Below are 12,897 nucleotides of genomic sequence, written 5' to 3' on the forward strand. Positions count from 1 at the left end.
ATCCATCATGAGAACCCGCAAACGACAGTCGAGACTCGGTAAGTGGTTTAGTCGTCTCCCAAAGACCAACGCTATATGAGTATTTTTTAGCCAAATAGAGCTTGGTGGAAGCAAGCGATGATACCCAACAACGTGACCAAGGCTTCAGGCATGCTACCGCCCTTGGGATTTAACCCACACGTAGACACTGCCCTCAAATTGTCGTTGCGCGTGTGATTCTGCTGGAAATATAGTCAGAAACAGGAAAAATAATTTGCGTATTTTACATGTCACAGCAAGGGAGGTGTAGCGGTATTGTCGGCCCCCTCCTTCCCCAAAGCCAAAATTTACACCCTATTCACAGTCCTAGCTTGCGATATGAATAGAGTAAAATGGCCTATGAGCACGAATAAAAATAACGATTATTATTCTCATCTAAGGTTGTTTTAGGCTAAAAATCTAACTACAAAGATAATGTGTTAATACATAAGTCTATTCTGGAAATCGTCAATGCAATAGAAACGGTATCACCTTTTAGGCTCTACAAATCGTCTGGAACGGGAATGCACCTATGCCACGGAGGAAACCGAGTTGAGTTCATCATACCGTTGCTGCGCCAGCATGACTTCATCGATGTTCCGCTCCGCCCAGTGGGTCAGTTCATGCACGGTCTTGACCAGTGTCTTACCCAGTGTAGTAATTGAGTACTCCACCGTCACTGGCACGGTAGCAAACACCTGTCGGTGAATCATGCCATCACGTTCCAGGTGTTTGAGCGTTTGTGACAACACTTTCTGCGATACGCCTTCAATATCACGTCTTAGTTGGTTGAACCTGACCGGCTCACATGCCAGCCGATCCAGAATCAGCAGCGACCATTTATTGGACAGACGATCCAGCACCACACGTGCCGGGCAGGTTTTACTGTAAACACTGAATTCAGGCATCCTATGACCTCTGCTTTCTCAGTTAGTTAAGGTTTTATTCGGTATCTCTCGGTATCCCTGCTTACCATAGCGCATGTTATTTCTTTTGGGGAGTTAGTTCTTTTCTGGATGGATAGTTTCTTTTTGATTGGATGGTTTCTATTGGAATGATAGTTTCTTTTTAAAACCTAAATGGGAGGGGAACTTACTTCACAAACCTTGCCAGTATTGAAAAGGAGCATGTGCCATTCCGTGCTTGCATCGCGCTGGAATGACACATCTTTTTGCTGTCTCGCCGGACTATTTGTTCATGGTATCTTTTTTATCTTTACCCATGTTATCCATCTTGCCCATACTGTCCTTCTTCATCTCGTCCGTATTCATCCCTTCTTTGCACATGCCGTCTTTACACTGGCTGCTATGGGGTTTTCCCATCGCGTCTTTCGTCATTCCGTCGTGCGACATGCCTGCTTTTTCTTTCGTCATCCCGTCATGGCTCATGTTGTCGGCAGCCTGTACATTAGCCATCAACAATGTCGACAAAACGGCAGCAGCAATCATCATCTTTTTCATAGTATTTCCTTTTTTTGGGGTTAGTAGCCACCAAACCAGTTGTAACCTTGATCTTCCCAGTAACCCCCCAGGAAGCGGTTGGTGACTTCGATGGATAAAACATGCTTTGGATTTTTGTAACCGAGCTTAGTCGGGATACGAATCTTCATTGGGAAACCGTACTCAGGCGGCAGGATCTGGTTATCCCAGGTCAACGCCAGTAACGTCTGCGGATGCAATGCCGTCGCCATATCAATGCTGGTGTAGTAGTCGTCCGCACAGCGAAAGTTGACGTACTGCGCTCGCTTATCTGCCCCGATCAGTGCTAAGAAATGATGAAACGGTACCCCTCCCCATTTTCCAACGGCGCTCCAGCCTTCCACACAGATATGACGCGTGATCTGACTCACCTGCTGCAGCCGATATAACTCCGGTAGCGTCCAACGACGGGTGTCCCGCACCAGACCCCGGACGTCGAGCTGATAGTCATGACCATCAACCCGAGGAATATCTTCCTGGCCGTAAAAAGCGTTAAATGGGAAGGGGCGGGTAATGTCTGACTCACGGTATTCCGGCGCCAGATTGCTGCGGCTGAACAAGAAGCCCTGCACCCGGTCATTAAAACGAGAGATGAGGGACAGCGTACTCTCGACACTCTCGTTGTTGCTGATATCACAACCGGTCAGCATCATGATGCCACCCAGCGTCAGTCCCTGGCGCAACAGGCGACGGCGCTCTGGGCTTAGCAGTTTTTCGGCCTCTTTCACCAGATAGTGTGCGTCGCTGCCGCTGAGAATAGTGTTTTTTTTCATTGTATTATCCTCAGCGCCCCCGGAGCATGGCCAACAGCGTGCGAGGTACCAGCAGCACCATCAGTAAATGAATGACCACAAACAACACCATCAGGCTCATGCAGAAAAAATGGACATAACGCGCTGTTTCGTAACCATCCAGCAGGTCTCGCAGCAGGGGTAATTGCACGGATTTCCACAACACCAAACCAGATAGCAACAACCCCATGCCCAACAAAATGGCCCCCAGATAAGCTACCTTTTGTATGGTGTTGTAGTGGCTGAGATCGGTGTGTTGAAGCTTGCCGCGCAACGCCCGCACCAGGTCATCCCGAAAACTGTGCAGCGATAGGGGAAAAAATTTGCGACGAAAGCGTCCATCAATTACGCCAAGTGTCAGGTAAACCGCGCCATTAACCACAAAAACCCACATCATGGCGAAATGCCACTGCAACGCACCGCCCAACCAACCGCCGAGTGTTAACACCGAAGGAAAGGAAAAATCGAACAGCGCAGAAGCGTTGTAGATACGCCAGCCGCTAAACAGCATGCCTGCAACGGCGATAGCATTAATCCAATGACAGCAGCGCAACCACAGTGGATGAATATGTTCAGGATTGACAGAAGACATAGCCCGACTCCATGAATGACAGGCCTGCATCATGGATCGACGGCGATCACCACATCCTCACGGAAGTTTAAATAAAATGTGATAACTCATGCTCCGCGCCTGGAGTAAGCTTTGGCGAAAAGAGTGTGGATAGAAAAACCATGAATAGCGCAAGAAAAATACTGCTGGTAGAAGATGACCACGATATCGCCACGCTACTGCGGTTAAATCTGCAGGATGAGGGCTACCAGATTAGCCATGAGGTAAATGGCGCGCATGCACTAATTCAGTTGGAAAAACAGGTCTGGGATGCCGTAATCCTCGATTTGATGCTACCCGGCGTAGATGGGCTTGAGATTTGCCGCCGCATTCGTCAGATGACCCGCTACTTACCCGTGATCATCATCAGCGCTCGAACCAGCGAAACTCATCGGGTTCTCGGGTTGGAAATGGGAGCGGACGACTATCTGCCTAAACCGTTTTCGGTGCTGGAATTAGTTGCCCGGGTCAAAGCCCTGTTTCGTCGTCAGGAAGCAATGGGACAGAATATCCGTATGGAGGCAGGCTCTGTCTCCCTTCACGGTCTGGATATCGATCCACTGGCACGAGAGGTGTCACTGCATGGCGAGCCGATAGAGCTAACGCCGCGCGAATTCGATCTACTTTACTGGTTTGCCCGCCATCCGGGAGAGGTTTTTTCACGACTGACACTGCTCGATCGCGTGTGGGGATATCAGCACGAAGGTTATGAGCATACGGTCAATACCCATATCAACCGACTACGAATCAAGGTCGAACGTAACCCCGCCGAGCCAGAGATTATCCTTACCGTTTGGGGAAAGGGGTACAAATTTGCCACCAACAAACCGGAGTCGCCGCTATGATCCGCCGTTTAAGCCTCAGCCAACGTCTGACGCTCGCCTTTACTGCGATTCTTCTGCTATGTGCTGTTACCGCCTGCGGCGTGCAGCTTTATAGCAGCAGCCAGTACGGCAATGCGATGGTCCAACGCCTCTCTGGTAGTCTGGCACAGCAAATTGTCAGCAGTGAATCACTGCTGGACGCACAAGGCAGGGTAAACCAACTGTCGTTAAAAACCCTGTTTGATCGCCTGATGACGCTCAACCCCAGTGTCGAACTCTACCTGGTTTCTCCTGATGGCCAGTTGTTGGCAGATGCCGCCCCACCAGATCATCTCAAACGCCAGCGCGTGGCTATCACTCCGCTGCAACGCTTCCTGAGTGGCGCGAGCTTACCTGTGTATGGCGACGATCCACGCAGCCCAAACAAGCAAAAGGTGTTTAGCGCCGCGCCGATAAACCAAAACGGAGAACTGCGGGCCTATCTGTATATCATTTTGCAAGGTGAGGAGCTCAATGCACTGGCGGACAGCGCCTGGCAGAAAACGCTGTGGCGTACCGTACTGTGGTCGCTACTGATGGTAGCAGGACTCGGCCTGCTGGCAGGCCTGTTGGTCTGGCGGTGGATAACGTGCCCGGTCAAAGAGTTGACGGCCGAAGTGCGTGGGCTTGAGCGAGACAGCATCAGCACTATCAAGCAGTTAGCGCAACAGATACCGGAAAATCTGCCAACCAGCGAAGTGGCGCTGCTGCGTAATACCTTCATCGAGCTGGCACGGAAAATCGTCAGCCAGTGGGACCAGCTTTCGGACAGCGACAGACAGCGGCGGGAGTTTATTGCCAATATTTCCCACGATCTGCGTACACCGCTCACCTCGCTGCTGGGTTATCTGGAGACCTTGTCAATGAAGGCCGAGACCCTATCGCCGGAAGACAACCGCCAATATCTGGCGATCGCCCTGCGCCAAGGCCACAAGGTTCGTCATCTGTCACAGCAACTGTTCGAACTGGCAAAACTTGAACATGGTGGAATAAAGCCGCAACTGGAGCGTTTTTCCATCGGTGAATTAATCCAGGATGTGGCGCAGAAATTTGATCTGGCTATCGCCACACGTCAGTTGCAGCTAAAAGTGGACATGCAACCATCACTGCCACAGATATACGCGGACGTATCGATGGTTGAACGGGTGGTAACCAACCTGCTGGATAATGCCATTCGGCATACACCGCAGGGAGGAACTATTCAGCTAAAAGTATGGCAAGAGCATCATCAATTGCAGGTGGAAGTGGCAGATAGCGGGCCAGGCGTCGAGCCAATGTTGCGCGAGCAGCTGTTTCAGCGGCCATCGGCGCTCAGTCAACAAAGCGTTCGAGAGAACCGAGGTGGCCTCGGCTTACTCATTGTCCGGCGCATGCTCGAACTGCATGGAGGGGAGATCCGTCTGATTGACGCCGCAGTCGGTGCCTGCTTTCGCTTTTTCGTACCGATCTGAATCTATTCCTGTACCACGCGGTAAAACATGGGGAGCACCCACAGTTGAGACAATAGCAGTACTGTCGCTTACTTAAGCAGCAAGGCGTGATAGCAACAGGAAAGGACTCAAAGGGAAGAAAGAACTTGGAGCGGGCGAAGGGAATCGAACCCTCGTATAGAGCTTGGGAAGCTCTCGTTCTACCATTGAACTACGCCCGCGTAGAAAGTGACTGGCATTATAGCGTCATCTCTCTGGCGGGCAAGATAAAACACGGTTCGATTGCGCGTGTTTTGAGCGGTCGACTCACACCGCTGTCACCAGCAGCGTTTGGTACCCGTTGACGATCACCTGCACGGCAAACACCGCGAATAACACTGCCGATACCGCACTGCAGTAAAACGACAGCCTGCCTTTTAACGCACCACGCCCGTACTTGATTAAGACCGCCATAAACAGCGTCCAGAGTATGCCGCCAATGAAAAATCCCGCCAGAAACAACGTAATTTGTCTGGCAGAACCATCCGTCGCCTGGGCAATCAACGTCCCCCCCACAGCAGCAAACCACAGTAATGCGCTGGGTGACGCCAGTGCCATTCCCATTCCGCTGATAAAATGGTGGCGCGCGGGGGCAGATGCACCAGATGAAGGCTCACTCGCGCTATCAATAGCCAAACCACGGTGCTGGCGATAGTCACGCCAGGCGCTACGTGCCATATTGAATGACAGCCACAGCAGTACACCGCCACCACCAATCCACAACAGCCACCGTACTGGCGTGTAGTTAAAGATCACCGCCATCCCTAACACCGACAGGGTCGCATAGAGCAAATCACCAAAGCAGGATCCCAGCCCAATAAAGAACGCCGCGCCTGCGCCGTCCCGAATGCCACGATTAATAATGGCGGTGTTGACGATGCCCAAATCCAGACACAGCGACAGCGACAGTAACAACCCACTCAACATCACCAGTAACATACATCCCTCTTCTTATTCTCTTCACTCTGTCTCATGCTGGGCCGATGAATCCACTTTCCTGCTTGCCTTACTGGCAAGACGGCTATGCCGATACAGCAAGATAAATGCCCTACGGCAATGCCGCATCAGGACAAACGACAGTAGCATTCCCCCCACGCCAACGGCAAGGCGAGCCTGTCAGATGATAATGCGCGTAAAAGAGGGAAACACTGGGAGATAAAAAAACGGCTCGTCTGCCTGCGGGCAAACGAGCCGGGATACAGCGGTGAGGCTTATTTCTGCGGACGCATCGCCGGGAACAGGATCACGTCGCGAATGGTGTGACTGTTGGTAAACAACATCACCATACGGTCGATACCAATGCCCAGACCCGCAGTCGGCGGCAAACCATGCTCCAGCGCGGTAACATAGTCTTCGTCGTAGAACATCGCTTCGTCGTCACCGGCATCTTTCGCCGCAACCTGATCCTGGAAGCGTTGCGCCTGATCTTCTGCGTCGTTCAGCTCGGAGAAACCGTTGCCGATCTCACGTCCGCCGATGAAGAACTCGAAGCGGTCGGTGATTTCCGGGTTCTGGTCGTTGCGACGTGCCAATGGTGACACTTCAGCCGGGTATTCGGTGATGAACGTCGGCTGGATCAGATGGGCTTCCGCCACTTCTTCGAAAATCTCGGTGACGAGACGGCCCAAGCCCCAGCTCTTCTCTACCTTGATGCCGATAGATTCCGCGATGGCTTTTGCCGCGTCGAAGCTATCCAGATCCGCCAGGTTGGTTTCCGGACGGTATTTCTTGATGGCTTCACGCATGGTCAGCTTCTCGAACGGCTTACCGAAATCAAACACCTGGTCGCCATACGGCACCTCGGTGGTGCCCAGAACGTTCTGCGCCAGCGTGCGGAACAGTGATTCGGTCAGTTCGATCAGGTCTTTGTAGTCCGCATACGCCATGTAGAGTTCCATCATGGTGAACTCAGGGTTATGACGCGGCGACACACCTTCGTTACGGAAGTTACGGTTGATCTCGAATACACGCTCAAAACCACCGACCACCAGACGCTTCAGGTACAGCTCTGGCGCGATACGCAGATACATGTCGATATCCAGCGCATTGTGATGGGTGATGAACGGACGAGCAGACGCACCGCCGGGGATCACCTGCATCATCGGCGTTTCGACTTCCATAAAATCACGACCGACCATGAACTGGCGAATACCAGCCAGAATCTGCGAACGCACACGGAAAGTGTGGCGGGATTCGTCGTTGGCGATCAGGTCCAGATAACGCTGGCGGTAACGGGTTTCCTGATCCGCCAGGCCGTGGAACTTATCCGGCAACGGGCGCAACGCTTTGGTCAGCAAACGCAGTTCAGTACAGTGGATAGACAGCTCACCGGTCTTGGTTTTAAACAGCTTGCCGCGTGCGCCAAGGATGTCGCCCAAATCCCATTTTTTGAACTGCTCGTTGTAGACGCCTTCCGGCAGGTCATCACGCGCCACATACAACTGAATACGGCCACCGACATCCTGCAAGGTCACGAACGACGCCTTACCCATGATACGGCGGGTCATCATACGACCGGCAACCGTCACTTCCAGACCCAATGCTTCCAGCTCTTCGTTCTCTTTTTCGTCATAGCTGGCGTGCAGTTGATCAGCGGTGCTGTCACGGCGGAAATCGTTCGGAAAAGCGATGCCGGTCTCACGCAACGCCGCCAGCTTCTCACGGCGGGTTCTGAGTTCGTTGTTAAGATCCAGCGCCTGCTCGGCACCCTGATTTTGTGGTTCAGACATGAGATTCCTTATAACCCCGCTTTTAAACTTGCTTCGATAAACTTGTCCAGATCACCATCCAGCACCGACTGGGTATTACGTGTTTCAACCCCAGTACGCAGATCTTTAATGCGGGAATCGTCCAGTACATAAGAACGAATCTGGCTACCCCAGCCGATATCGGACTTATTGTCTTCCAACGCCTGCTTCTCAGCGTTCTTCTTCTGCATTTCGAACTCATACAGCTTGGCTTTCAGCTGTTTCATCGCCTGATCTTTGTTCTTATGCTGAGAGCGATCGTTCTGGCACTGCGTCACGATATTGGTCGGGATGTGAGTAATACGCACCGCGGATTCAGTACGGTTAACGTGCTGACCACCGGCACCAGAAGCACGATACACATCGATACGCAGGTCAGCAGGATTGATCTCGATATCAATATCGTCATCGACTTCCGGATACACGAAAGCGGAACTGAACGACGTATGACGGCGGCCGCCCGAGTCAAACGGACTCTTGCGCACCAGGCGGTGTACGCCGGTTTCGGTACGCAGCCAGCCAAACGCATAGTCGCCCATAATCTTGATAGTGGCAGACTTGATGCCAGCGACTTCGCCTTCAGACTCTTCAATGACTTCGGTTTTGAAGCCTTTGCTTTCCGCCCAGCGCAAATACATACGCAGCAGCATGCTGGCCCAGTCCTGCGCTTCGGTGCCGCCGGAACCGGCCTGCAAATCGAGGTAGCAATCAGCGCTATCGTACTCGCCGGAGAACATACGGCGGAATTCCAGCTGACCCAGCTTGTCTTCCAGTAGATCCAGCTCGGCGATGGCTTCGTTAAAGGTCTCTTCGTCGTCGGCTTCTACCGCCAGATCCAGCAGGCCGGCGACATCGTCCAACCCCTGAACCATCTGATCAATGGTGTCGACGATCATTTCCAGGGAGGAACGCTCTTTCCCCAGCGCCTGAGCGCGCTCAGGTTCGTTCCATACGTCGGGCTGTTCCAGCTCGGCGTTTACCTCTTCCAGACGCTCTTTCTTGGCGTCATAGTCAAAGATACCCCCTCAGAACGGCTGTCCGGTCAGACAGGTCCTGAATGCGGTTTTTTACCGGATTGATTTCAAACATGGTCGTAAGATCTTAATAGTTGTTTGTCGATGACAGAATGCATGTAAACCGCGAATTGTAGCGGATCCACGCCGTGGTTTATAGCTTTTTACCGATTTTAGCGGGTTACCGATTTTAGCGGGATGTCCCGCCGGGTGAAAAGAAAACGCCGGGAAAACCCGGCGTCGATTTCAGCATCTGTACGCTACAGCGGCCACAGGTGCTCTATCAGCAGTTGTACCGAGCGTTTGCCGCGGAATTCGTTAACGTCCAGTTTATAAGCCAGTTCGACTTCACGCACGCTGCTGTCAGGCCACAGCACGGTATCCACATTAAACGCGATGCCATCCAACAGCGGGCCGCCACCCAGCGGCTCCACCATGACCTTGAGATGGCGTTCACCAACCAGCCGTTGTTGCAACAGGCGAAAACGGCCATCGAAAAGTGGCTCAGGAAAAGCCTGCCCCCACGGCCCGGCCTCACGCAGCATTTCAGCGGTGCCAAGCGACAACTCAGGCACGGCTAATTCGCCATCTGACCACACCACGCCTTCGAGCTGTGAAGCATCCAGCCACTCGCCAACCAGATCGGCAAAACGCTGGCGAAACTCGTCAAAGCGATCTTCGGCCAGTGACAATCCCGCCGCCATCGCATGACCGCCAAACTTCAGCATCAGGCCGGGATAACAGGTATCCAGTCGCTCCAGCGCGTCACGCAAGTGCAACCCGGCGATAGAGCGCCCGGAGCCTTTCAGAATGCCGTCGCCTGCCGGTGCAAACGCAATGACCGGGCGGTGAAAACGCTCTTTGATGCGCGACGCCAGAATGCCCACCACGCCCTGATGCCAATCCGGGTGGTACATCGCCAGCCCCAGCGGCAACGTATCGCGGCTACGCTCCAGTTGTTCGCACAACTGCAACGCTTCTACCTGCATCCCCGCTTCAATCTCACGGCGACTTTGGTTGAGCGCATCCAGATCGCTGGCCAGCATCCGCGCCTGCACGATGTCATGGCACAACAACAGTTCAACCCCGACGGACATATCGTCCAGTCGACCGGCAGCATTCAGGCGCGGCCCGAGCGCAAAGCCCAAATCACTGGCTACCAGTTGGGCGGCATCGCGGTTAGAGACTTCCAGCAAGGCGCGGATCCCCGGCCGACATTTCCCGGCCCGGATACGGCTCAGTCCCTGTGCGACCAGAATACGGTTATTGGCGTCCAGCGGTACCACATCCGCCACCGTCCCCAACGCCACCAAATCCAGCAATTCCGCCAGATTAGGCTCGGCCAGCCCGCGTTCAGTAAACCAGCCAGACTCACGCAGGCGAGCCCGCAACGCCATCATCAGGTAGAACGCCACGCCCACGCCGGCTAACGCCTTCGACGGAAACGCACAATCCACCAGATTAGGATTCACCATCGCCTCTGCCGCTGGCAGGGTGTCCCCCGGCAAATGGTGGTCAGTCACCACCACCTCGATACCTCGCCGGTGCGCATCATCCACCCCAGCGTGGGACGAAATGCCGTTATCGACGGTGACGATCAACTCCGCCCCTTTGGCAGCCGCCTGAGCGACCACTTCGGGACTGAGCCCATACCCATCTTCGAAGCGGTTGGGCACCAGATACTGAACCTCTCGCCCTCCCATACTGCGCAGCGCCAGCACCGTCAACGCGGTACTGGTGGCACCGTCAGCGTCAAAATCACCGACAATCACAATGCGGCGCGCTTCCGCCAGCGCCCGACACAACACGTCGACGGCCTGAGAAATACCGCTCAGCAGACGATAATCCAGCAGCCCGCGCAGACTGCGCTCCAGTTCCTGCGCCTGTCTCACACCGCGCTGGGCGTATAAACGACGTAATAGTGCCGGGAGGGAGTCAGGTAACTCCGTCTCCGTCACCGGACGGCGACGGAGTTGGGTAACAACATTCACGCTTGATTAACCACTCGATTCAATTAGCCGCCTGATTTCAGCGAGGCTTTGTGCGCTTCCAGCATAGCCATCATTTCTTTAGGCGGCTGATACCCCGGCACCACCGTGCCGTCACTCAATACGACAGCCGGTGTCCCCTGCACGCCAAACAGCACACCCAGTTGGTAGTGCGCGCCGATATCCGTTTTACAGGTTGCAGGCGAGACATCATCCCCTTTCATGGCCGCATCAAACGCCTTGTTGCGATCCGCGACGCACCAGATGGATTGCATGTCTTTCGCTGCCTGAGAGTTCATGCCCTGGCGAGGGAAAGCCAGATAACGCACGGTAATACCCAGCGCGTTGTAATCTTTGATCTGCTCATGCAGTTTGTGGCAGTAGCCGCAGGTGATGTCGGTAAACACGGTGATGACGTGTTTCTCCTGTGGTGCCTTATAAACGATCATCTGGTCTTTCAGGGCATTCAGACGATCATTCAGAATATGATTGGTGACATTCACCGGATCCTTACCGCTGACGTCATACAGTGGACCCTGCAACAGGTGTTTACCGTCGTCGGTGATGTAAAGCACGCCATTCTCCGTCAGCAGGGTTTTCATTCCGCTGATGGGAGAATCTTTCACTTCCGCGTTCTGCATTCCCAAACGGTTAAGCGTCTGCTTAATCGCGGCGTCATCCGCGTGTGCCATGTTGCCGAAAGCCAGCGTCAGCAACGAAAGGAGTATTACACGTTTTTTCATGGAGTTATCCTGTTCTCAGGGCGCAAGCGCCGCGCTTATCCATTATAGGCGGAAACCGCCATTATCATCCTATCGACCCAGAGGCATCATGCCCGGGGATGGTGCTGTTGATGCAGTTGTTTCAACCGCTCCGTCGCAACGTGGGTATAAATCTGCGTGGTGGAAAGATCGCTGTGGCCCAACAACATCTGCACCACTCGCAAATCCGCACCGTGATTCAGCAGGTGGGTTGCAAAGGCATGACGCAAAACATGCGGAGAAAGTTTATTGCTGTCAATAGATGCCAGTGTCGCATAGTGCTTGATACGGTGCCAGAACGTCTGGCGCGTCATCTGCTGGGCACGGTTACTCGGAAACAACACATCCAGCGTCTGCCCGTTTAGCAACCAGGGACGGCTGTACTCCAGATACTGCTCCAGCCAGTACACCGCCTCTTCCCCGAGCGGCACCAGTCGCTCCTTGTTGCCTTTCCCCACGACGCGCACCACCCCCTGGCGCAGACTGACATCGCTCATCGTCAGCCCCACCAGTTCCGATACACGCAGACCAGTCGCGTACAGCAATTCCAGCATTGCCTTATCCCGCAGTTCGATCGGCTGATCGGTAACCGGTGCCGCCAGCAGCGCTTCCACCTGCGCTTCAGTGAGATCCTTCGGTAATCGCTGCGGCAATTTAGGAGAAGACAACGGCGCACTCGGGTCATCTGCTCGTTGCTTTTCCCGGTACAGATACTGAAAAAAGCGCCGCATTGCGCTCAGCAAACGCGCTGAACTGGTGGCCTTGTAACCGCCCTCCAGTCGCTCAGCCAGAAAATCCTGTAGGTCAGACGGCTGCGCCTCCAGCAGATGACGGTCATGGTGCGCCAGCCACTCCGCCAGCGAGGACAGATCATTGCGATAGGACGACAATGTATTTTCCGCCAGGTTGCGCTCCAGCCACAAGGCATCCAGAAACTGCTCGATTAAGGCCTGATCCTGCTTCTGCATTACTCTCTCCTGCCATGCCGCAGACCATACTCTCCCGCCATTATGCCTGACAGAGTATGTTCGGGGTACAATTCGGTAATCATTCTCAACTTCATCACATCCTGTGGCAAAACGAAGCATGAAAGGGATTATATTTTCTTATTGATGCAGATCACGGAATGCTGTTACCACAAGGCTTGACTTCATCCGCC

The 12,897-nt window shown here is 53.7% G+C and carries 12 protein-coding genes and 1 tRNA gene; 2 read left to right on the forward strand and 11 right to left on the reverse strand.

The window, feature by feature from the left end; all coding sequences use genetic code 11:
- Positions 1 to 548 precede the first annotated feature (548 nt).
- The 4 genes from LF929_RS17340 to LF929_RS17355 form a co-directional block, all read right to left on the reverse strand.
- Positions 549 to 926: a helix-turn-helix domain-containing protein gene (locus LF929_RS17340; protein WP_038903338.1), complete on the reverse strand. Its 378-nt coding sequence runs from the start codon at positions 924 to 926 to the stop codon at positions 549 to 551.
- Positions 927 to 1,205: 279 nt separating this feature from the next.
- Complete coding sequence (locus tag LF929_RS17345) at positions 1,206 to 1,478, reverse strand: hypothetical protein (protein ID WP_210174847.1); 273 nt, start codon at positions 1,476 to 1,478, stop codon at positions 1,206 to 1,208.
- Between the two features lie 20 nt (positions 1,479 to 1,498).
- The gene (locus LF929_RS17350; RefSeq protein WP_038907063.1) at positions 1,499 to 2,269 is read right to left on the reverse strand and encodes a molybdopterin-dependent oxidoreductase; all 771 of its coding nucleotides are present in this window, start codon (positions 2,267 to 2,269) and stop codon (positions 1,499 to 1,501) included.
- A gap of 10 nt (positions 2,270 to 2,279) precedes the next feature.
- Complete coding sequence (locus LF929_RS17355) at positions 2,280 to 2,879, reverse strand: cytochrome b/b6 domain-containing protein (RefSeq protein WP_210176046.1); 600 nt, start codon at positions 2,877 to 2,879, stop codon at positions 2,280 to 2,282.
- Positions 2,880 to 3,019: 140 nt separating this feature from the next.
- On the opposite strand from LF929_RS17355, the gene LF929_RS17360 reads away from it, so the two are divergent.
- A complete protein-coding gene (locus LF929_RS17360) occupies positions 3,020 to 3,742 on the forward strand; it encodes a response regulator transcription factor (protein ID WP_210174844.1) in 723 nt (240 codons plus the stop codon).
- Complete coding sequence (locus tag LF929_RS17365) at positions 3,739 to 5,211, forward strand: ATP-binding protein (RefSeq protein WP_210174843.1); 1,473 nt, start codon at positions 3,739 to 3,741, stop codon at positions 5,209 to 5,211. Before LF929_RS17360 ends, LF929_RS17365 begins: the two co-directional genes overlap by 4 nt.
- Positions 5,212 to 5,337: 126 nt before the next feature.
- Here the strand turns inward: LF929_RS17365 and LF929_RS17370 are convergent.
- The 7 genes from LF929_RS17370 to xerD form a co-directional block, all read right to left on the reverse strand.
- Positions 5,338 to 5,411, reverse strand: a tRNA-Gly gene (locus LF929_RS17370).
- Between the two features lie 85 nt (positions 5,412 to 5,496).
- Positions 5,497 to 6,168: a LysE family translocator gene (locus LF929_RS17375; protein WP_210174842.1), complete on the reverse strand. Its 672-nt coding sequence runs from the start codon at positions 6,166 to 6,168 to the stop codon at positions 5,497 to 5,499.
- A 272-nt stretch (positions 6,169 to 6,440) separates the two neighbouring features.
- Positions 6,441 to 7,958 (reverse strand): lysine--tRNA ligase, encoded by a 1,518-nt coding sequence (lysS, locus tag LF929_RS17380; RefSeq protein WP_016943583.1) that lies wholly within the window; start codon positions 7,956 to 7,958, stop codon positions 6,441 to 6,443.
- Positions 7,959 to 7,966: 8 nt separating this feature from the next.
- Positions 7,967 to 9,065, reverse strand: a protein-coding gene (prfB, locus tag LF929_RS17385; protein WP_100224712.1) for a peptide chain release factor 2 whose coding sequence is annotated in 2 segments (ribosomal slippage) — positions 7,967 to 8,989 and positions 8,991 to 9,065 — 1,098 coding nt in all. Because the reading frame shifts where the segments join, the coding sequence is not laid out codon by codon here.
- A gap of 184 nt (positions 9,066 to 9,249) precedes the next feature.
- A complete protein-coding gene (recJ, locus tag LF929_RS17390; protein WP_210174841.1) occupies positions 9,250 to 10,980 on the reverse strand; it encodes a single-stranded-DNA-specific exonuclease RecJ in 1,731 nt (576 codons plus the stop codon).
- Positions 10,981 to 11,003: 23 nt separating this feature from the next.
- Entirely contained in the window at positions 11,004 to 11,720 is a 717-nt protein-coding gene (gene dsbC, locus LF929_RS17395; RefSeq protein WP_038903329.1) for a bifunctional protein-disulfide isomerase/oxidoreductase DsbC, read from the reverse strand.
- 86 nt (positions 11,721 to 11,806) lie between these two features.
- Positions 11,807 to 12,706, reverse strand: a complete 900-nt coding sequence (xerD, locus tag LF929_RS17400) for a site-specific tyrosine recombinase XerD (RefSeq protein WP_210174840.1) — start codon at positions 12,704 to 12,706, stop codon at positions 11,807 to 11,809.
- Positions 12,707 to 12,897: the final 191 nt, after the last annotated feature.

It is taken from the genome of Dickeya oryzae (genome assembly GCF_020406815.2).
Lineage (GTDB): Bacteria > Pseudomonadota > Gammaproteobacteria > Enterobacterales > Enterobacteriaceae > Dickeya > Dickeya oryzae.

Excerpts from the sequence above, each read along its gene's own strand:
- LF929_RS17345 (WP_210174847.1), bottom strand. The coding sequence starts at position 1,478 with ATGAAAAAGATGATGATTGCTGCTGCCGTTTTGTCGACATTGTTGATG.
- xerD (WP_210174840.1), bottom strand. The coding sequence starts at position 12,706 with ATGCAGAAGCAGGATCAGGCCTTAATCGAGCAGTTTCTGGATGCCTTG.
- LF929_RS17340 (WP_038903338.1), bottom strand. The coding sequence starts at position 926 with ATGCCTGAATTCAGTGTTTACAGTAAAACCTGCCCGGCACGTGTGGTG.
- lysS (WP_016943583.1), bottom strand. The coding sequence starts at position 7,958 with ATGTCTGAACCACAAAATCAGGGTGCCGAGCAGGCGCTGGATCTTAAC.
- LF929_RS17355 (WP_210176046.1), bottom strand. The coding sequence starts at position 2,879 with ATGTCTTCTGTCAATCCTGAACATATTCATCCACTGTGGTTGCGCTGC.
- LF929_RS17350 (WP_038907063.1), bottom strand. The coding sequence starts at position 2,269 with ATGAAAAAAAACACTATTCTCAGCGGCAGCGACGCACACTATCTGGTG.
- dsbC (WP_038903329.1), bottom strand. The coding sequence starts at position 11,720 with ATGAAAAAACGTGTAATACTCCTTTCGTTGCTGACGCTGGCTTTCGGC.
- LF929_RS17360 (WP_210174844.1), top strand. The coding sequence starts at position 3,020 with ATGAATAGCGCAAGAAAAATACTGCTGGTAGAAGATGACCACGATATC.
- LF929_RS17365 (WP_210174843.1), top strand. The coding sequence starts at position 3,739 with ATGATCCGCCGTTTAAGCCTCAGCCAACGTCTGACGCTCGCCTTTACT.
- LF929_RS17375 (WP_210174842.1), bottom strand. The coding sequence starts at position 6,168 with ATGTTACTGGTGATGTTGAGTGGGTTGTTACTGTCGCTGTCGCTGTGT.